The organism is Streptomyces sp. NPDC049970, assembly GCF_040660235.1.
Taxonomy (GTDB): domain Bacteria; phylum Actinomycetota; class Actinomycetes; order Streptomycetales; family Streptomycetaceae; genus Streptomyces.
In genome coordinates this window covers 273,875-292,138 of the sequence record NZ_JBFALP010000006.1, presented here as the reverse complement: position 1 = coordinate 292,138, position 18,264 = coordinate 273,875, and the positions used below count along the sequence as shown (strand labels likewise).

Annotated in this window: 23 protein-coding genes; 11 read left to right on the top strand and 12 right to left on the bottom strand. The window is 70.6% G+C overall.

Going from position 1 to position 18,264, the window contains the following annotated elements; translation table 11 throughout:
• Positions 1 to 36 precede the first annotated feature (36 nt).
• Both AB0I83_RS14775 and AB0I83_RS14770 read right to left on the bottom strand, forming a co-directional pair.
• Positions 37 to 639 carry an NAD(P)-binding domain-containing protein gene (locus AB0I83_RS14775; protein ID WP_363304831.1) on the bottom strand — a complete coding sequence of 201 codons (603 nt, stop codon included), beginning with the start codon at positions 637 to 639 and terminating at the stop codon, positions 37 to 39.
• 20 nt (positions 640 to 659) lie between these two features.
• Positions 660 to 1,733 (bottom strand): zinc-binding dehydrogenase, encoded by a 1,074-nt coding sequence (locus AB0I83_RS14770; RefSeq protein WP_363304830.1) that lies wholly within the window; start codon positions 1,731 to 1,733, stop codon positions 660 to 662.
• 38 nt (positions 1,734 to 1,771) lie between these two features.
• On the opposite strand from AB0I83_RS14770, the gene AB0I83_RS14765 reads away from it, so the two are divergent.
• A complete protein-coding gene (locus AB0I83_RS14765) occupies positions 1,772 to 2,380 on the top strand; it encodes a TetR/AcrR family transcriptional regulator (RefSeq protein ID WP_356529704.1) in 609 nt (202 codons plus the stop codon).
• A gap of 270 nt (positions 2,381 to 2,650) precedes the next feature.
• On the opposite strand, the gene AB0I83_RS14760 is transcribed toward AB0I83_RS14765, so the two are convergent.
• From AB0I83_RS14760 to AB0I83_RS14750, 3 genes are all read right to left on the bottom strand, one after another.
• Positions 2,651 to 2,827 carry a hypothetical protein gene (locus AB0I83_RS14760; protein WP_356529705.1) on the bottom strand — a complete coding sequence of 59 codons (177 nt, stop codon included), beginning with the start codon at positions 2,825 to 2,827 and terminating at the stop codon, positions 2,651 to 2,653.
• 342 nt (positions 2,828 to 3,169) lie between these two features.
• Positions 3,170 to 3,607: a universal stress protein gene (locus AB0I83_RS14755; RefSeq protein ID WP_356529707.1), complete on the bottom strand. Its 438-nt coding sequence runs from the start codon at positions 3,605 to 3,607 to the stop codon at positions 3,170 to 3,172.
• A gap of 180 nt (positions 3,608 to 3,787) precedes the next feature.
• Positions 3,788 to 4,213 (bottom strand): ATP-binding protein, encoded by a 426-nt coding sequence (locus AB0I83_RS14750; protein ID WP_356529708.1) that lies wholly within the window; start codon positions 4,211 to 4,213, stop codon positions 3,788 to 3,790.
• 518 nt (positions 4,214 to 4,731) lie between these two features.
• Here AB0I83_RS14750 and AB0I83_RS14745 point away from each other — a divergent pair.
• Positions 4,732 to 5,322, top strand: a complete 591-nt coding sequence (locus AB0I83_RS14745; RefSeq protein WP_363304829.1) for a dihydrofolate reductase family protein — start codon at positions 4,732 to 4,734, stop codon at positions 5,320 to 5,322.
• A gap of 23 nt (positions 5,323 to 5,345) precedes the next feature.
• Here the strand turns inward: AB0I83_RS14745 and AB0I83_RS14740 are convergent, their stop codons facing one another.
• From AB0I83_RS14740 to AB0I83_RS14720, 5 genes are all read right to left on the bottom strand, one after another.
• On the bottom strand, positions 5,346 to 6,401 hold the full coding sequence (locus AB0I83_RS14740) for a helix-turn-helix domain-containing protein (protein WP_363304828.1): 1,056 nt from the start codon (positions 6,399 to 6,401) through the stop codon (positions 5,346 to 5,348).
• A 293-nt stretch (positions 6,402 to 6,694) separates the two neighbouring features.
• Positions 6,695 to 7,276: a hypothetical protein gene (locus AB0I83_RS14735; RefSeq protein ID WP_363304827.1), complete on the bottom strand. Its 582-nt coding sequence runs from the start codon at positions 7,274 to 7,276 to the stop codon at positions 6,695 to 6,697.
• Positions 7,276 to 8,241 carry a DUF6286 domain-containing Asp23/Gls24 family envelope stress response protein gene (locus AB0I83_RS14730; protein WP_363304826.1) on the bottom strand — a complete coding sequence of 322 codons (966 nt, stop codon included), beginning with the start codon at positions 8,239 to 8,241 and terminating at the stop codon, positions 7,276 to 7,278. The genes AB0I83_RS14735 and AB0I83_RS14730 overlap by 1 nt, the downstream gene beginning before the upstream one ends.
• Entirely contained in the window at positions 8,238 to 8,423 is a 186-nt protein-coding gene (locus AB0I83_RS14725; RefSeq protein ID WP_356529716.1) for a hypothetical protein, read from the bottom strand. The genes AB0I83_RS14730 and AB0I83_RS14725 overlap by 4 nt, the downstream gene beginning before the upstream one ends.
• 60 nt (positions 8,424 to 8,483) lie before the next feature.
• Positions 8,484 to 8,987, bottom strand: coding sequence for an Asp23/Gls24 family envelope stress response protein (locus tag AB0I83_RS14720; protein WP_356529717.1), 504 nt, complete (start codon positions 8,985 to 8,987; stop codon positions 8,484 to 8,486).
• A gap of 210 nt (positions 8,988 to 9,197) precedes the next feature.
• On the opposite strand from AB0I83_RS14720, the gene AB0I83_RS14715 reads away from it, so the two are divergent.
• From AB0I83_RS14715 to AB0I83_RS14700, 4 genes are all read left to right on the top strand, one after another.
• Positions 9,198 to 9,788: a sigma-70 family RNA polymerase sigma factor gene (locus tag AB0I83_RS14715; protein WP_356529719.1), complete on the top strand. Its 591-nt coding sequence runs from the start codon at positions 9,198 to 9,200 to the stop codon at positions 9,786 to 9,788.
• Positions 9,785 to 10,411: an Asp23/Gls24 family envelope stress response protein gene (locus tag AB0I83_RS14710; RefSeq protein WP_356529721.1), complete on the top strand. Its 627-nt coding sequence runs from the start codon at positions 9,785 to 9,787 to the stop codon at positions 10,409 to 10,411. Before AB0I83_RS14715 ends, AB0I83_RS14710 begins: the two co-directional genes overlap by 4 nt.
• Positions 10,408 to 10,752 (top strand): hypothetical protein, encoded by a 345-nt coding sequence (locus AB0I83_RS14705; RefSeq protein ID WP_356529722.1) that lies wholly within the window; start codon positions 10,408 to 10,410, stop codon positions 10,750 to 10,752. The genes AB0I83_RS14710 and AB0I83_RS14705 overlap by 4 nt, the downstream gene beginning before the upstream one ends.
• An 88-nt stretch (positions 10,753 to 10,840) precedes the next feature.
• Positions 10,841 to 11,362 (top strand): AAA family ATPase, encoded by a 522-nt coding sequence (locus AB0I83_RS14700; protein ID WP_363304825.1) that lies wholly within the window; start codon positions 10,841 to 10,843, stop codon positions 11,360 to 11,362.
• A 41-nt stretch (positions 11,363 to 11,403) separates the two neighbouring features.
• On the opposite strand, the gene AB0I83_RS14695 is transcribed toward AB0I83_RS14700, so the two are convergent.
• Complete coding sequence (locus tag AB0I83_RS14695; RefSeq protein WP_363304824.1) at positions 11,404 to 12,441, bottom strand: alcohol dehydrogenase catalytic domain-containing protein; 1,038 nt, start codon at positions 12,439 to 12,441, stop codon at positions 11,404 to 11,406.
• 352 nt (positions 12,442 to 12,793) lie between these two features.
• Here AB0I83_RS14695 and AB0I83_RS14690 point away from each other — a divergent pair, with 352 nt between their 5' ends.
• The 3 genes from AB0I83_RS14690 to AB0I83_RS14680 are packed head-to-tail and all read left to right on the top strand — an operon-like array spanning position 12,794 to position 14,585.
• Entirely contained in the window at positions 12,794 to 13,303 is a 510-nt protein-coding gene (locus tag AB0I83_RS14690; RefSeq protein WP_363304823.1) for a flavodoxin domain-containing protein, read from the top strand.
• A gap of 4 nt (positions 13,304 to 13,307) precedes the next feature.
• The gene (locus AB0I83_RS14685) at positions 13,308 to 13,892 is read left to right on the top strand and encodes a hypothetical protein (RefSeq protein WP_356839365.1); all 585 of its coding nucleotides are present in this window, start codon (positions 13,308 to 13,310) and stop codon (positions 13,890 to 13,892) included.
• A gap of 60 nt (positions 13,893 to 13,952) precedes the next feature.
• On the top strand, positions 13,953 to 14,585 hold the full coding sequence (locus tag AB0I83_RS14680; RefSeq protein ID WP_363304822.1) for a CBS domain-containing protein: 633 nt from the start codon (positions 13,953 to 13,955) through the stop codon (positions 14,583 to 14,585).
• A 121-nt stretch (positions 14,586 to 14,706) separates the two neighbouring features.
• Here AB0I83_RS14680 and AB0I83_RS14675 read toward each other — a convergent pair whose 3' ends face one another.
• Complete coding sequence (locus AB0I83_RS14675) at positions 14,707 to 15,615, bottom strand: universal stress protein (RefSeq protein ID WP_363304821.1); 909 nt, start codon at positions 15,613 to 15,615, stop codon at positions 14,707 to 14,709.
• 650 nt (positions 15,616 to 16,265) lie between these two features.
• Between AB0I83_RS14675 and AB0I83_RS14670 the strand changes: the two genes are divergently transcribed.
• Positions 16,266 to 17,192 carry a universal stress protein gene (locus tag AB0I83_RS14670; RefSeq protein WP_363304820.1) on the top strand — a complete coding sequence of 309 codons (927 nt, stop codon included), beginning with the start codon at positions 16,266 to 16,268 and terminating at the stop codon, positions 17,190 to 17,192.
• A gap of 28 nt (positions 17,193 to 17,220) precedes the next feature.
• Positions 17,221 to 18,216 carry a nitroreductase family protein gene (locus AB0I83_RS14665; RefSeq protein WP_363304819.1) on the top strand — a complete coding sequence of 332 codons (996 nt, stop codon included), beginning with the start codon at positions 17,221 to 17,223 and terminating at the stop codon, positions 18,214 to 18,216.
• Positions 18,217 to 18,264 lie beyond the last annotated feature (48 nt).

Sequence of the window (18,264 nt, the reverse complement as noted above, 5' to 3'; positions counted from 1 at the left end):
ATGGTTGGGAGGGCGGTGAGCGAGCGAGAGGTGGGCTCAGTCCTGTTTGAGGGCGTGGAGGCCGGAGAGCGGGCCGCCGAGCTGCATGAGGCGTCCGCCGTCGCGCAAGGAGCCGAGGTCGACGGGGGCGAAGCCGAAGGCGGCGGTGAGGTCCGTGACGGTCGTCTTGGCGTCGGCGTCGTCACCGGCGAGGAACAGCACCTGGCGTCCGGCCTGGTGGCGCGGGTCGGCGGCGATGTACTGGCCGTAGAGGGTGTTGAACGCCTTGACGACGCGGGCTCCGGGCAGCAGTGAGGCGACGTGTTCGCTGCCGGTCAGCTCGCCCAGGTCGGCGATCCTCGTGTGCGGGGGCGGGGAGGCGAACTGGTTGGTGGCGTCGATGACGATGCGGCCGTCGAAGGGGGGCAGGGCGGCTGTCACGTCCGGGATCTGGGGCCAGCCGACTGCGAGTACGACGAGTTCCGCCGCGGCGGCTTCCTCCGGGGTGCAGGCGTGGGCGAGCGGTCCGAGTTCGTCGGCGAGGTCGGCCAGGGAGGCTGGGCCGCGGCTGTTGCTCAGTACGACCTGGTGTCCGTGGGCCACGGCGTGGCGGGCGATGGCCTGGGCGACGGTTCCGGCGCCGAGGGTTCCGATCTTCATTGCGTTGCCCTTCGTGGGGTTCAGGGTGCGGGGCTGGTGAGCAGGACGGTTCCGCTCTTGCCGGGTCGGCGGACATGGCCGACGGCCTTCGCGAAGTCGGCGAGGTCGTAGCTGGCGGCGACCTCGAAGAGTTCCGGGGCGGTCGCGGCCAGGCGGGAAGCGAAGGCGACGTCCTCGGCCCGTTCCTCAGGCGTGCGGCTCATCCACCGGCCGATGGACACGCCCCGCACGGTCAGGGCCCGCGGTGTCAGCACGAGCGACTCCAGCGGCGTGCTCCCGGAACCGAGCTGTCCGTAGGTGATCAGCGTGCCGCCGTCGTCGAGCAGCCCGGCCGGCTCGCCGGTCAGGGATCCGCCCACCGCGTCCAGCACGACCTGGGCACCCCGGCCGCCGGCCGCGTCCCGGACCTGAGTGCGCCAGTCCGCGTCGGCCGTCGAGACGGTCGGCAGGTCGGGGAAGCGCTGCCGCAAGGTCTGTGCCCCGGGGCCGCTGCGTACGAGGTTGACCAGCGGGATGCCGTGCTCGAGTGCTGCGGCGCTGGCCAGTCTTCCCACCGAGGAACCGGCGGCCGTCTGCACCACCGGACCTGCCTGGCTGTGCTGGGCGTCCTCGACCGCCCGCAGCAGAGTGAGCGGGTTGACCAGCATCAGTGCCGCGGTCTCGTCGTCGACGCCCTCGGGCACCGGCACCACAAGATCGGCCGGCGCCGTGAGGAGTTCGCTCCACGCACCCGGCACCGGGAAGAACGCGACCCGCTGACCGGGGCGTAGATGCCGCACGCCCGCGCCGATGGTGTCGACGACGCCCATTCCCTCCAAGCCGGGGATCCGTGGTGTGGCGAACCGCCGTTGCGGCGCATCCGGCAGCCCCCGCACTCCTGCCAGGTCGCCGGGGTGGATCGGCCGGGACAGCACCCGCGCCCGCACCTGCCCGGCCGCAGGCGCAGGCGCAGGAGGAGGCTGCTTCTCGCTCAGGTGCAGTACCTGCCTGGCTTCTCCGTGCTGGTCGTGCGCGATGGTGCGCATGACGCTCCCGTCCCGGTAGTTATTGATGATCGGCGTAATTGAAACTCCTGCTATGATGATGAGCATCATCGAAAAGGTCAAGTCGAGGACGACGCGAGGGGACGGCAATGCCGCGTATCACCAAGGAGGACAAGGCCCGCAACCGGCAGAACATCCTCGAATCGGCGGGCCGCATGTTTCGCTCGCAGGGCATCGACGCGGTCGGCATCGCCGAGCTGATGAAGGAGGCCGGGCTCACCCACGGTGGCTTCTACAACCACTTCGCCTCCAAGAACGAACTGGTCGTGGAGGTGTGCGGGGCCTCCTTCGCCGCCTCACTCGGGAGTCTTGCCCGGACGATCGAGGAGGGTCCGGAACAGGGGGACTCTCCGCTGGAGCGGGTCCTGGCCGGATACCTGTCCACCGCACACCGTGACGCCCCGGACGGTGGCTGCCCTTCCGCCGCCCTGGTCACCGACGCCGGACGGCACAGCCGAGCCGTGCAGAGCGCGTACGCCGAGGGCGTCGAGGGTTATCTCACCGGCTTCGCCGCCGAGTTCCTGCGCGAGGCCGAGGAGAAGGGCCACGAGCTCGACCCGGGCGAGGCCCGTCGTAGCGCCATGCGCCTGCTCAGCGAAATGGTGGGCGCGCTGATGCTCGCCCGCGCGGTACGCAACGTCGAGCCCGACCTCTCCGAGGAGATCCTGCAGACCGGCCGCAACCACGCCCTCGGCTGAGCTCGTCCTGCCTTTCGGATCTACCGTTGGCCGGCTGACTTCCCTGCCGGGCGAGAATCGGCCGCCGCCATGACGGTCCATCTCGCCAAGAGGGTCATTGCCCTCGACGTGGAGATTGCCGAGCTCGACGCACTCGTCGAGGCACGGTCTCGAGAACATCCGGTTTCGAGGACATCCTCATGCCGAGGTAATTCGAAGCCTGCCCGGGGCGGGTGCTGCTGGGAGCTGAACCTGTCGCCGCAACCGGTGGCGCGATGGACGCGTAAGGGCTCAGTGGGGGCTGCCCGTCGACGAGTTGTCGTAGGTGCCGTTGGGCTTGGAACGGTATGGGTAGCGGCCGAGCTTCCGGCCGCGCCGCACTCGGCGGCCACCGAGCAGCAGCACGGTGACGATGATCAAGATGAGCAGCGTGACCCCGCTGCCGGCGAGTATCAGTGCTGTCTCCACCGGCTGAGTGTAGGAGACGGGGGACAGAGGGGCAGTAAAGATGCGGCCCGAAGGAGCAGTCGGCCCCCACCGCGCGCGAGATGTCCAGGGTGAGACCGCTCGGTGGCGTCACCGAACTCGTATGATCTCGCGGTGAGAATCTGGACGGGGCGCCCTGCCGACACCGACACCGACGTCGAAGCGGTCGGTCGTCCGCCGCTACTTCGGTCCGCCCCGAGCCGGGGGAATCCCTGAGGTCGAACCTCGTCGATCACTACTCGGTCCGGCACGCGCTCCAGTCGCTGTGGACCGGTTCCGTCGAAGCGAGCGCCGATCAGGACGGGGCCGGCGCCGACTCGCCGGTCAGTCCGGCGGAGGGCGCGCCGGGACCACCATGACGACCCTGTCGCTGTGCCGAGTCAGGTCCCTGAGCACAGATCCCTTGAGAGATCGGTGGAGCGTCCCCGCAAGGCCGGGGGCAGAGCTGCCCAGAATGATCGCCAAGGCGTCGTACCGGCGGGCGACCCGCTTGATGCGGTCGACCACATTTCCGGTCTCGTCGGTGTACGTCCATTCTCCGCCGAAGTCGGCAAGGAGCCGATCCACCTCTGCGCGCCGGTGCTCGCTCGATTTTCTGATCACGTTTGATTCCAGGGCTGAACCCGCGAGATCAGGGTCGATCGGATAGTCCGCCAGATCGGTCACGTGGATCACATGGAGGCGGGCCCCCAGCCGTTCGGCCATCTCCACGGAAAACGCCAGTGCCGCGTCCCCGGCGGGCGATGCCTCGAAGGCGATCACGAGATCGCATGATTCGTCTCCCCCTGATCGAGTGGACATGCACACCCTCCGCGGGTCGAGGTGAATGCCTTCACGGCCATTCTCACGCCTGCAGCTTCAGGGTGCCTGCGTTGTTCGGGCGTCCGGATCGGTCGAATTCCTGCTACGGAAGGCGCGAAGCCCGGAACGCCCGGTCACTCTTCACCCGAAGGCGAGCCGGGCGCGGACGGTCTTTCCGGTGCTCGGTCCACGGGTCACTGTCAGTTCGGTCGCCAGTCGGCGGACCATGTGCCACCCGAAGCCACCGCCGCCGCTCAGGTCCGGTGCGCGTTCGGTCGGAGGCGCCGCGCTGGGGTCGCTGACCGCAGCTGTCACGGAGTCCGGCGTTGCCGTGAGTTCGAGGGTGTACCGGCCGCCCCCGTGTCGCAGCGCGTTCGTGACGAGTTCCGTCACCACCAGTACGAGGGATTCGGCCGTGGACGGGTCCGGGGCCGGTGTGAGGTCGGCGGCGAACCTTCGGGAGGCCTCGCGGGCCCGGTGGATGCTGTCGGAGTCCTCGCCCCTGACGACGGCGGGTGTGGAGCGTGCCGATGCGATAGTGATCTTCCTGCTCTTCCTGTCGTTCATGCGCGTCCACCCCGCCTGTGAGCTGTAGTGCCGCATTGCAGTGGTAATCATTGTGCCCCGCTGCCCGGCCTCCACACTTGCCCTTTCCGCTCCCGAGCGGCCGACCCGCGCGGTGGCCGTGGCCGGTGCCATGATCGCCGCCGCCGGAGGGTCCGGTCACTCGACGACGGCTGCGGGCTTCCGCCGGCCGTCCCGTCCGGCGCGGTGGCCGGCGTCATTCGTGGTGTTCAGGGCTGTCCCGTAATCCATGCTGTTTCCGGGAGCAAAGTGAGGTCGGCGGTGTACTTCGCCGCAACCCTGCCGACTGTGGGATCCATGAACACGCGGAACACGCGATTGACCGAAGGGTTCCAAACTGGTGATCTGGATTTCCCGACAGGCTTTCTCGGTGCGGTGATTCTGTGCGGTGATTCATCCGTGTGGTGAATCGGACCGAGGAATTCTGCGACCCGCGATGAGCCCTGCGACATCCCACTTCCGTTGGTCGTACCGTCGAATCCGTTGTCGAGGAGGACTTGATGCGCAGCGTGACGTACTCGATGAGTGCTTCCCTTGACGGATACATCGTCGGGCCGGACGGCGAATTCGCCTGGACGGCGCCGGACGAGGAGGTGTTTCGTTTCTGGCTCGACGAGATCCGGGAGGTCGGCGTCCACCTGCTGGGACGACGGCTGTACGAGACGATGCTGTACTGGGAGACCGCCGACCAGGATCAGTCGCTCGACGACTCGATGCTGGAGTGGGCCGCGATCTGGAACCAGCTGCCCAAGGTGGTGTTCTCCACCACCCTGTCGGAGGTACAGGGCAACGCCCGCCTCGCTTCCGACGGACCGGCGGCGGAGATCGAGCGGCTGCGAGCCGAACCGGGGGAGGGTGACATCGCGATCGGCGGTGCGACGCTCGCCGCCGAGGCTGCCGCGGCGGGGCTGATCGACGAGTACCGGGTCGTGGTCCACCCGGTGCTGGTCGGCGGTGGCATCCCGTTCTTCCCTCGGAGCGAGGACCGGGTGGATCTCGAACTCGTCGAGACCCGCACCTTCGGTTCGGGCGTCGTCCACCTCCGCTACCGGGTGGTGCGTCAGCCCGTCCGTCCCGTCCCGCGGGCCTGAGGGGCCCGCGGCCGGTACCGAGGTCAGAGGCTCTGCGCGGGCCACTTGAGGAGTCGTGCCCCGATGATGGCCGTCTGGAGGGTGTAGCGCTGGAGGGGATCAGTGGGGTCGGTACCGGTGAGCCGGTGGATGCGCTCGAGACGGTACGTCAGGGCACGGGCGCTGAGCGAGAGCCGGCGCGCGGCTTCCGTGGTGTTGCAGCCGGCCTCGAAGTAGACCGTGAGGGTGGTCAGCGAGGTCTCGGGTCCCCCGCGGGCCTTGAGCAGAGGGCCGAGGGCGGTGCGGACGAGGTCGGCCATCGCCTGGCGATCGCGGGTCAGTACGGGATAGACCATGAAGTCGGCGGTGTCCAGGACGGGGTCCTCCAGGCCGAGGCGGGTGGCGAGGGCGAGCGTGTCCAGGGCCTCCTCGAAGGAGTGGACGACGCCGCCGGCGCCCCGGTGGCTGCGCCCGATCGCGGTGCGGCCTCCACCGGCCGCGGCACGGGCCTGCTCGGCGAAGTAGGCGAGGACGTCGCGCCGGTCGCCGGGCGCGACGCAGACCAGTCGGCCCTCCTTCGTCGTGAGGAGGATCTCGCGTTCCCCGAAACGGCTGGTCACGGCGCGTTCCACACGGCGGGGTACGTCGTCGCCTTCCGCGTAGAGGGCGGGGCCGGTGGCGACCGCGACGGCGTGGTCGTGGGAGAGGCGCAGCCCGAATCTGTCGGCGCGTTCGGCGAGGCGCCCGAGATCGGTGTGACCGTGGAGGAGGTCGTCCAGGAACTCGCTCCGGGCGGCCTCCTGCCGCCGGACCGCGTGGTGCTGGGCCCGGTCGTAGCCTTCGGCCATGGCGTCGATGGCCTGAACGACCATGGCGAGGGTGCTGTCGGTCGAGTCCGGGGCCTCCGACCAGGTCGCACGGGCGTACCTGAGATGCCGGGCTACGAGCTGGCGCAGAGTGGTGCCGTCCGCGGCCGCCTGCTCGCCGAACGCCCGCAGCGCTTCGCCCTCCTCACGGGTCAGCCGCCTGACCGCTGAAGCCGTCGCGATCAACCGGCTGAAGCCCGTGAAGCAGCCGGCCGAGGGGTCGGAGGCGCTCACCGGCTGCCCTCGAAAGGCACGCACGCGTCAGGGATCGCTGTCATCAGGCACTCCGGGGAACGACGATCGACGTGGGGACACATCTGTCCCTTGACGCCGACCAGACTTCCCGGCACACCAGCGCGACTCCCGACGCGTTCGGGCCACCTTATCCATCAGGGACGACTTCCGTGGGCACCCGTCCGCGCATGCGATGCGGACGGCCCTCAGCCACGGGAGAACCAGGAAAACCGGGAGAACCCCGTCCGGTAAGGAGACCGGCGCGAGGGCCGCGCCCTTCGCGGCCGGTCTCCTTACCGGATGTGCGCGATCTTGTGCGAGGTGGCGCTGATCCGCGTACGACCGACCACGCTGTAAGGCAGCGCCGCGTCCCGTGCCTCGGTGAGTACGGCCGAGAGGGCGTCCTGGACCGCGACGGGCGCGGTGCCGGGATGAAGCCAGATGTGGGTGTGGACGTACAGGCGGGTTCCGCGTGCGCGGACCAGGACTCGGCACCGCGCGACTCCCGCCAGCGAGGCGGTCCGCTCGGCCAGTACGTCGTTCAAGGCGTCCAGGTGCAGGACGCCGCCCGGTGCGGGCAGCCGCAGCCGGCGCGGACGCGTGCTGCCGCACTGGCCGAGGAACCACCGGGCGAGCAGCAGGGTCAGCACGACGGTGGTTGCGATGACCGCGGGTGTCCACCAGCCGCTCGTTCGCAGATCCGCCAGGAACGCCCGGTCCGCCAGTGTGCTGTCTTCCGGGGCGGTCGGCCATCCATCGGGCAGCCTGGACCCGACGGAGGCGGCTGAGCCCGCCAGCACCGCACCGCCCAGCGCCAGTGCCACGCCGACGACGCCCAGCGTGATCCGGTTGACGGCCTGGCGTGGCTGCTCCATCACTTCTCTCCTCCTGTCAGGGCCGGGTCCGGCGTACCGGGCCCGGCCTGGGACGCATCGGCAGAGCCCGCCGCCGGTGCCTGCCAGGCCGGCTCAGTTCTGACGCGCACACGCACACGCGGGGCGTTGCGCAGCGCGCACCCGGCCACGGCCGATCCGGCGGCCGAGACGACCTGCTCCCGCGCGGCTGCCCGGTCTCCGAAGGCGAGACCGGCCCTCACCGCGACACGGCGACGCCCCACTCGCACGCTGACGTGGCCGATACCGGGGACGTCAGCCACGGCGTCACGTACGAGGGCTCCGACGGCCGAGCGGTCGACAGCGCAGCCCGGGCCGTCGCCGGCCGGTGAGAGTGTCAGGAGACGGCGCCGCCCGGGTGTGACCGCCAGGACGATCAGCGACAGCCCGAGCAGGGCGGCAGCGGCACCACCCAGGACGACGGGCGTGTCACCCGGCCCGTGCGTGGACAGCCAGTCGAGGACGCCGCTGCGCCACGCGGCCGGCGGCCGGTGCGCCAGGTGGACCCGGATGACGTCGAAGGCCAACGCCCCGCAGGCCGACGCGCCTGCCGCGGTGAGCACGGCCATGGGCACCCTCCGTGCGGACCACCACCGGCGGGAGGCCTGCCGCACGGGCTTCCCGTCCGACGGCGCAGCCGGGGGGACGGAGGTGTTCGAGTTGAGGGTGCGGGCGCTCACCTTCGTGCGGGAGACGTCGAGCCCGGTCAACTGCCGAGTACGCGTGGTGACGTGCTCCTGGACGCGGCGCACCGTCTCGGCCACGGGCGCCGGGTAGGGCAGGGCGACGCCGAGCGACACGTTCACCCGACGCCCGCTGACCACAGCCGAGACCCGTGTGGCCGAGACGCTCCGGCCCGGCAGGGTCTCGGCGGCAGCCCGCCCGGCGATCTTGCGAACGGCCTTGTCCGACACCGTGGTGGTTCCTCGCTGCGACGGTGTGGTCATCGACGGTTCCGCTCGAAGAGGTCCCGCAGATCCTCGGGCCTGCCCCCACCGTCGAGCCAGTGGCCCACCGCCCAACCCACCGCCCCCAGGGCGGCGACGAGGAGGAACGCCCCGAAGCCGCCGAAGTAGCCGGCGAACGCCAGAGCCATACCCACCAACATTCCGACGACTGGCCTGCTCATCCTTCTCCACCTCTCACATGCCCACCGGGCCCGACGCTGCTCCTGCTACCGCGCCTCGGGCTATTCCACCCGGGAGTCGGCCGGGGCACCGCCCTCGCCGTCCTCGTCAGGCAGGTGCACGTCGTTGACCGTCACGTTGACCTCCACGACCTCCAGGCCGGTGATGCGCTCGACGGCCGCGATGACGTTCTCCCGTACATCGCGCGCCACATCGGTGATCGCGACCCCGTACTCGACGACCAGGTCCACGTCGATCGCGGTCTGCCGTTCGCCGACCTCGACCTTGACGCCACGGCCCACGTTGGGCCTGCCACCCGGAACCCGGTCGCGGACCGCGCCGAGCGTGCGCGAGAGACCGCCGCCCATGTCGTGCACACCGGGGATCTCCCGTGCCGCGCTCCCGGCGATCTTCACTACGACGACATCGGCGATGGACGTCCTGCCCCGGGTCGCCGCCGGCTGGTCCGCTCCGGTGGTACCACCTGTGAGGGCGGTCGTGCCCTGCTCGCTCTTCGTGCTCTGAGGAGCGGCGTTCTTGGAAACCGGGGCCGTCTGCGTAGTCATGGACAAGTCCTCCTCGTACGTTCTGTGAACTGCTCTCACACCTGTAGAACCGGCTCGTCGCCGTCCGTGACGCCGATCTCCGGAATTTCTTCTCGGCAGCCTCGGGACGCGACAATCAGGACACGCCCGGATCGCCTGCTGAACCGGTGCGTCACAACGAGGCACGGTCGTGTGTCCAACCGACAGAGAGCGAACGAGAGGAGCCGTCCAGTGCCGGGGTCCCGCAGAGAGACCGCATCAGCGGCCGCAGAGGGCCGGAGCGACACCGATGACGCTCTCCTGGTCCTGCGGGCAGCGGAAGGGGACGAGGAGGCCTTCGCGGTCCTCGTGCGCCGCCACGCGCCCGCGCTCGTACGCATGGCCACCCGCATGCTGGGGAACGTGCCGGAGGCGGAGGACGCCGTGCAGGACGGGCTCATCAGCGCCTGGCGCAAACTGCCGGAGTTCCAGCGCCAGTCGACCTTCGGTACGTGGATGTACCGGATCGTCACGAACCGCTGCCTGAACGTCCTGCGCGCCCGCAAGCCCGTCGACTCGCTGGACGCTGCCGGACACGTGGCAGCGCCCGAGCACACCGCCTCACCTGCCCGGATCGCCGAGTCGCACGCGGCGGTCGACGAGCTCCAGGCGGCCCTCTCCTCTCTCTCCGCCGAGCAGCGGGCCTGCTGGGTGCTGAGAGAATGCGACGGCCGGTCCTACGAGTTCATCGCGGAGGCCGTCGGAATCAGCCAGGAGGCGGTCCGGGCCCGGGTCTTCCGCGCACGACGCTGTCTCACACAACAACTGGGGGCCTGGCGATGACCACCCACACCGACCCTCCCCAGCCGCAGCCCCGCGGCGAGGACGACGAACAGCTGCCCTGCGGCCGTTCGCTCCCCGACGTCTGGGACACCTGGGAACAGGGGACGACCGACCCGCACACACGTGACTGCCCCCACTGCCGTCAGGCGGTGGACGAGCTGGAGGCACTGCAGACCTCGGTACACCGTCTGAACGCGGAACCGGCCGGGACAGAGCCGTACGACACCCTCGCGCTGACGCAGCGGGTCATGGACGTCGTCCGCCTGGAGCTGCGCCCCGGACATCCCCTGCCCCTGGGGGAACCGGACGAGGACATCTGGATCATGGAGGCGGTCGCCGCCCGGACCGTGCGTGCCGCGGCGGAGACCGTGGACGGGGTACGCGCCGGATCCTGCAGGATCACTCCCCACCGTCCCCCGGCCGGCGATCCTTCCCGGATCGACGTACGGCTCGAGATCCACGCACCACTGACCGCCGATCTGCCCAGCACCGCGGAACAGGTCCGTCAGCACGTTCTGGCATCGGTCCACGACCGGCTGGGACTGGTCCTGACCAGCATCGACATCCAGATCACCGATCTGGTCGACGCGAACGACGAGCCCGAGGGAGGGCAGGGCCGATGACACGGAACGCCGAACACACGGCGCTCACCGACGAAGTGGCGGACGCGGTGCTTGCCGTGGAAGGCGTGGCCTTCCTGAAGCCGGGGGTGGCGCGGCAGCTGCGCGGCGTCCTCGGCTCCGCCGGGCGGCCGGGGAACCCGCGCACCACCGGTCTGAGGATGAACCGGAAGGACGGCGAGTGCCCCTGGGAGGTCGACGTCCAGATCGTCTCCCTGCGCGAGGCGCGGGCCGTGGACGTCGCCAGGGCCACTCGCCGGGCCGTCGAGGAGTGTCTGACGGCGAGGTTTCCCGATGAGGTGGCCCCGGCCCGGATCACCGTGACGGTGACGGGGCTGTTCTGACCCGGTGTTCTGACCCGGTGTTCTGACCCGGTGTTCCGGCCCGGTGGGCCGGAACACCGGGCCGGCACGGGCGATAGCGTGGGGCCCCATGATCGTATGGCTGAACGGCACCCACGGTGCGGGCAAGACGACGACCAGCGCGCTGGTGCAGCAACTGATCCCGGGTTCAAGGGTTTTCGACGCCGAGAAGGTCGGCGAGACGCTCATGGACATCACGCCGGGGCTGCCCGGTACGGACAACTTCCAGCACTGGCCGCCCTGGCGGCCGCTCGTGGTCGAGACCGCCCGCCGCGTCCTCGACTACACCGGTGGCACCCTGGTGATGCCGATGACCGTCCTGGTCGAGCGGTACTGGCGCGAGATCAGCACGGGCCTGGCGCAACACGCCGTTCCCGTAAGGCACTTCGTCCTCCACGCCGACCAGGACACCCTCCGGCGGCGCATCGAGGGGGACACGGTCATGGGCCCGTCGGAGTTCCGTCTCAGACATCTTGAGCCCTACGCCGAGGCGGCCCGCACGTGGCTGCACGGCGAGGCCCAGGTCGTCGACACCACGCACCTCACACCCGCCCAGGCCGCCCGGCGGATCGCGGAGGCCGTCAGGAGCTGAGCTCCGCCCGCCATGCGACAGGGGGAGGCGTTCACAACGCCTCAGTAGCGTGCCGGACGCAGGACCGTCCTCAGCGCACCGGTCTCGACGCCGTGCGAGAGAACCGTGTACGCCTGCCGCATCTCGTCGAAGTCGAACCTTCGTGTGACGAGGCGCGAGAGGGTCTTGAGGTGGTCAGGCGTGAGCACGTCGAGCAGCCAGGGCGTGGACGAGGTGTCGACCTGCCCCGTGCTGATCGTGACGTTCTTCCGCCACAGATCCTCCAGGTGCAGGGTGACGGATGTGCCGTGCATGGCTATGTTCGCGATGTGCCCGCCCGAGCGCACGACCCTCGTGCACAGGCTGAAGCTGTCCGAGCCGCCCGCGGCCTCGATGACCACATCGGCTCCTGGGCCGTCGGAGAGGTCTGCGATCAGGCTTCCCGGAAGCTCCGCGGAGTCGGCGCCCATCCCGGCCGCGGTCGCCAGGCGGGAGGGCGAGAGGTCGACGGAGATGACCTGGGCGGGCGAGTAGATCCCCGCTATGACGAGGGCGGCCAGGCCGACCGGACCCGCCCCGACCACGACGACCACGGAACCGGGGTGGACCTTGCCGTTGCGCACCCCCAGTTCGAAGGCCGCGGGCAGGACCTCGGAGAACAGGACGGCCGTGTCCCGGTCCAGTGAGTAGGGCAGCTTGTGCGTCGAGTGATCCGCGAAGGGGACGCGGACGTACTCGGCCTGGGTGCCGTTCACCTCGTGCCCGAGGAGCCATCCACCCCCGCGCGCGCACTGGCCGTACGCGCCTTCCCTGCAAGGTACGCATTGGCCGCATGACGATATGGACGAGAGGATCACTTCGTCCCGCGGAACCACGGTGTGTACCTCGGGGCCGACTTCGATGATCTCGCCGACGGCTTCGTGCCCCAGGACGGTGCCCGGCCTGACATCCGGTACCGCACCGTCAAGCGCGTGCTGGTCGCCGACGCACACGGTTGTCGCCTCGACCCGCACCAGCGCGTCCGTGGGCTGTTCGATCCTCGGATCGTCGACGGACTCCCAGCGCCCGTCACCGGGGCCGTGATAGATGAAAGCGTGCACAGCGGTCACTCCCTCTCTCCAGCGTGCTGTTCCCGGCGGGTGGCGGCAACTTCTGATGCCCGGACCCCGTCCAGTGTCCGACCGCCGGGCAACTCCCCGGAGAGGCGGACGGGCCAACTACCCGGGACGTTCGGTCCCCTCTCCGACGCGATGACCAGGTGCGTCGGAGGCGGGCGGCGCTGATGGGGACCAGTAGGCCCTCCCTTGTGCCTCGGACGGCCCTGTGGCGTCTTCGTCGGTACGGGGAGACTCTGGAACGACCAGCTGACCGGGGCTCCGACGTCGTCGGAGCCCGCAGCGCCGGGGCCGTCGCAAGAGCCCGTGCGGCGTTCCACGAGAGGCGGTGAGAACAGTGCCCCGTCACGTTCTGGTGGCGTACGGAACGAGAAGCGGATCCACGGCCGAGATCGCCCGATTCGTGGCCCGGACACTCCGGGACGAGGGCCTGGACGCCGACGCGCTGCCCGTCTCGGAGACCACGGACATCGGGCGTTACGAGGCTGTGGTCATCGGTGGCGCCCTGTACACGGGGCGTTGGCCCCGTGAGGTCAGACACTTCGCGTGGCGCAACCGCAAGACGCTGCGTGAACGCGCCGTTTGGGCGTTCAGCAGTGGCCCGCTCGATACGTCGGCCTCGGAGAGGGACATCCCGCCGGTGCCGAGTGCGCGAAGGGCGATGCGTTGGACGCGTGCCCGCGATCACGCCACGTTCGGGGGCCGGCTCGACGCGAAGGCGCAAGGGCACATGGCGAAGTTGATGCTGGACGACGACCGCGGCGGCGACTTCCGCGATCTCGACGACATCGCAGAGTGGGCGACGGGCGTGGCTGCCGAAGTCAGGGAACTGCCGGAAAGACTGTGAACCCATGGCTGCAGGAGTCTGTTGGCGATCGTGGCGCACTCACGCACTGCGCCGACGGATCGACGTCGTCGAGGCACGGCTGCTCCTCCTCCTCTGCGTCACGGTCATCGGGTGTGCGTCGTTGCTCGGTGTGACGACCGGTACCGCGGCCTTCGACCGTGAACGCTCGGCAGCCGCGGAACAGCGCGCCGACCGCCATGTCGCACGTGCCGTGGTCCTGCGCGACGCCGCCGATCCTCCGCCGTGGCAGGACGAGTCCGGGCGCGTCGAACGCGTGCCGGTACCCGTCCGCTGGACCACGGACAAGGGCGGCCACGCCACGGGTGACGCACAGGTGGCACCGGGTACCGAGCGGGGGGCGCGGACGAGCATCTGGCTCGACCGCCGAGGCCATGTGACCACCGCCCCCTCCGGAGACCGGGATGCCTGGGCCGGAGCGCTGTCGGAGGGGGTGGGCGGCGCCGGTCTCGTCGTCGGCTTCGGAACGTTGGCGGGGCTGGGCGTCCACATGGTGTGCGGTCGGCGCCGAGCGGCGGGCTGGGAGACCGAGTGGGGCGAGGTGGAGCCGGAGTGGAGCCGCCGTGCCTGACCTCAGGGAACCGATACGCGGGCGCCGGAGTCGCCCGCGGAAACCACCAGGGAGCTCGTGATGGCCAACTCGCCCCGCACCGTGAGTGATCTCATGACGCACACCGCTGTCGCCGTCGGTAGTCGGGCCTCGTACAAGGAGATCGTCACACTCATGCACCGTTGGAAGGTGAGCGCGCTGCCCGTGCTCGCGGGTGAAGGGCGCGTCATAGGCGTGGTCTCCGAGGCGGACCTCCTGCCCAAGGAGGAGAACCGGCCGGAAGGCGACACCGCCGCCGGCGGCAGTCCGTTCGCGGACGCGGCCAAGGCGGATGCGGTCTACGCCGAGGACCTCATGTCGAGCCCGGCGGTCACCGTGCACGCGGACGCGAAGATCACCGAGGCGGCACGGATCATGGCGAGACGGCGGGTGAAGCGCCTGCCCGTGGTGGACGGCGGCGGAATGCTGCGGGGGATCATCAGCAGAGGTGATCTGCTCAAGGTCTTCCTGCGTCCGGACGACGACATCGCCACCGAGGCCGGTGCCGTGCTGGCGGGCCTGCCCGCCGCTGCGGGCATCGAGGTCGAGGTCGCCGAGGGGGTCGTCACCCTGCGGGGCGGACTCGACGACCGTGCCCTGGTCCCCCTGATCGCCCGGGCCGTGCGTGCGGTGGAAGGCGTCGTGGACATCCGCCTCGACCTCCCGTCGCCCTGAACCCTCCGGTTCCGCGGGACGCCGCGATGGAGGGTCCGCACCGCCGGACGTGAGGCACGGTCAGCCGCTCCCGCCCGGGCATGTGACGCAGCGCAGCCGTTCCCGCCGGATGTGACGCACCTCAGCCGCTGCCGCCGGGGCAGCCGGGCCAGAGCTCGCGGACGGCCGAACCCGGCACGGTGATCACCGGGCACTCGCCCCGGTGCAGGAGCCCGTGAACCACCGACCCCAGCCGCATGCCCGTGTAGCCACCACGGCCGCGCCTGCCGACGACGACGGCGAGCGCCGCGGAGGAGGCGCGCGCGAGCTCCTCCACCGGATGCCCCTGCCGTACCTCCTGGGTCAGCTTCACGTCCGGGTACCTGCCGGGCCACCTCGCGACCGACTCGGAGAGGATCCGTGCCCGCTCGTCCGCTCCCGCCTCCGCCCGGCCGAGCCCGAGGAGCGGGCGCTGCCACACCCACACCGCGTGGACGGACGCCTGCCGCAGACCCGCCTCCTCGAAGGCGAACCCCAGGGCCTGCTGCGAGGACTCGCTGCCGTCCACCCCCACGACCAGGCGAGCGGGACCGGGTGCGGTGTGCTCCGGTGCTCTCACGACTACGGCGGGGCACTCGGCCTGTGCGCTCAGCGGCACGGCGACGGAAGCGGTGCTGAAGATCTCCTCCGGGCGGCTCAGCCGCCGGGACCCGATCACGACCACATGCGTGGTGGGAGCGGCGGCGTACCGGCAGAGCACGGCCGCCGGCGCGCCGTCCACGAGTTCTGTCGCCACGTGCGCGTGCGGCGTGAGACGGAGGACGGTCCCGGTCGCGGCGAGCAGCGCCTCCCTGCCCTGCGCCTGGAGCGACATCCGGTGCGGTGCCGAGTCCACGTGCTGGGTGTCGTGCAGTGGCGGAACGGCAAGTACGAGACGCAACGGCAGATGCACGCGGTCGGCTTCGTCCGCCGCCCAGGCGAGAGTCGGAACCGAGGGATCGCGTGGATCGATGCCCACCACGATCTCCTTGCCGGAGCTGGGCCTGCTCATACCTTCTCCTCCGTCCGGTCGGCGTCGGCGGTCCGGACCCGGGCCGGAGCGGCCCGTGGATACTCCCTGGCCAACCTCCCATCCGCGGTCGTGAGGGAGGCAGGGCCGTCGTGGTCCCGTCCGCGGACCGAATGTCCCCGGGGTGCCACGGCCCGGTGTCCGGATGGTGCCCCACTCGGCCCTTCACCCCGGCTCTCGCTCCGAGGAACCTGTAGGTGCACGCCGGTGTCCACAGGCGCGGGACGCCCCTCTCTGCGAGAGACGGTGAGCGACATGTCGCACGCCACGACCACAGATCCGCACGAGGCGTCGATGGCGCTCCCACACCTGCGGGAGGGCACGACGAAGAGTGCGACGTCCAGCCCCTTCGTACGCGATCCGCCACCCGGGCGTGGCCTCCTCGTGAGAGCCGGGCCGGAAGCGGCTCGGGACTTCCTGAGCACGTTCCGCCCCACGCCGGCCCCGACGCGTGACCGTCTCGTGGCAGACCTGGCCGGATTCCCGCCGTCCGCCCGTCGTACGCGCGTGCGGGAAGCACCCGTACCAGTCGTCTCGGCTCAGCTCTCGCATCCGACCTCAGAAGTCCGCCGTCACCTGGAGAGTCGTGCCGGCCGGCCCACAACCCCCACCGCACCGATGAGGAGACCGACATGACGGCAGTGACCGTAGGAGTGAACGGATCGCCGGAGAGCTTCGCCGCTGTCCGATGGGCAGCGCGCGAGGCGGTGGTGAGGGAACTGTCGCTCCGCGTCATCCACGTCCAGGACTGGCCCGCCCACCCCGAACACATCGAGCACATCGCGGGCCGGCCGCTCGCCCCGGAGCCACTGCCGCCGCCCGGCCGGTCGCGGGAAGCCGAGCACGTCCTCCGGGAAGCGGTGAGGATCGCCGAGCTTCATCAGCCCGGGGTGAGAGTCAGGACGGACGACATGGCCGGCGAGGGCCTTGCCGCTCAGGTCCTGCTCACCGAGGCCGGCTCGTGCGGAGCGGACCTGCTGGTACTCGGGTCGCGGGGGCTCGACAGCCTCACCGGATTCCTGATCGGGTCCACGTCGCTGCCCGTGGCCGCCGCGTCGGAATGCCCGGTCGTACTGGTCCGAGGCCACGGTCACGGAGACACGGACGCGGGCGACGGCGGCTCCGCGACCGGCAAGCTGATCCTCGGTATCGGCCTGAAGCGGAGCACGGGAAACGACGAGCTCCTGTCGTTCGGTTGTGCCGAGGCCGCCAGGCGGAACAGCCGACTCCAGATACTGCACGCATGGTCGCTGCCAGCCATGTACACGTACGCCGAGACCGCCGACCCCGGCATAGGCGACGAGCTCGCCGGCCACATATCGCAGACGCTGAACCGCACCGTCGAGCCCTGGCGGGAGCGCTTCCCCGACGTCTCCATCGAAGCCAAGGCGGTGGTGGGGGCGCCCGGGGCCGAACTCGTGTACGCCTCGCCCGGTGCGGACCTGCTGATCGTCGGCCGTCGTACCCGCACCCTCCCGGTCGGCCCCCGGCTGGGGCACGTGGCGCACGCGGCCATCCATCACGCCACGTCTCCGGTCGCCGTGGTGCCGCACGCGTGAGGTCTTGCCTCACAGGGGAAGGATCGTGATGTCGACTCCACACGCAGACGTCGCATCGGTGACCGCATGGGTCGGGGACGCGACCAAGGCACCGTCGATGCACAACGCACAGCCCTGGAAGTTCCTCTACTCGCCGGCCTCGGGAGTACTGCAGCTTCGGATGGACACCACGCGCGCCATGCCGCGTACCGACTCGACCACTCGCGGCGCGCACCTGAGCTGCGGCGCCGCGCTGTTCAACCTTCGGGTGGCCGCCGCACGGGCCGGGTGGACGGCCGCCATCGGGCCCGTGCCCGACTCCGCCGACCCCGTCCTGCTCGCAACCGTCGCGTTCAGTCAATCCGCGGAGACCGAGGCGGTGTCCGAGCTGTACCCGGCGATCGGCGGAAGACGCAGCAGCCGGGAACCCTTCACCGACGAGCCCGTTCCCGACGCCCTGCTCGACGAGCTCGGCGGTGCCGCGCGGTCGGAGGGCGCGAGCCTCTCCGTGCTCGGCCCCTGGCAGGTCGACGCGGTGCTCGACGTGGTGGACGAGGCCGAGCAGGACGAATCGCTCTCGCGCGAGGCCCGGGACGAGATCGCCCGGTGGACAGGTGCCGGAGCCGGAAGCTCCGAAGGCATCCCGGCCTCCTCCTTCGGGCCGTCCCGCCACGACGGCCGGGCGCCGGTGAGGGACTTCGCCGTGGGCCGCCCGGTTCCGGACCGCCGAACCGCCGTGTTCGAGCGGTTTCCCTGTCTCGCGGTGCTGGGAACGGCGCAGGACCGCCGCCAGGACTGGCTCCTCGCCGGGCAGGCACTCGAACGGGTGCTTTTGCAGGCGACGCTGGACGGGCTGTCCACCTCGCTCAACTCACAAGCGCTGGAACGGACCGATCTGCGCTGGGTACTGCGTGATCCACGCGCGCACGCCTCGTCGGGATTCCCGCAGATGCTGCTCCGACTGGGCTACGGACCCGCTGTTCCGGCGACCCCGCGCCGTGCGGTGAGCGACGTACTCGAGGTGCGCGGGGATCAGCCGTCATAGGCGGGCTGTACGGCTGCGCACGGACCTGACCCTCGGCGCCCTCGCCCA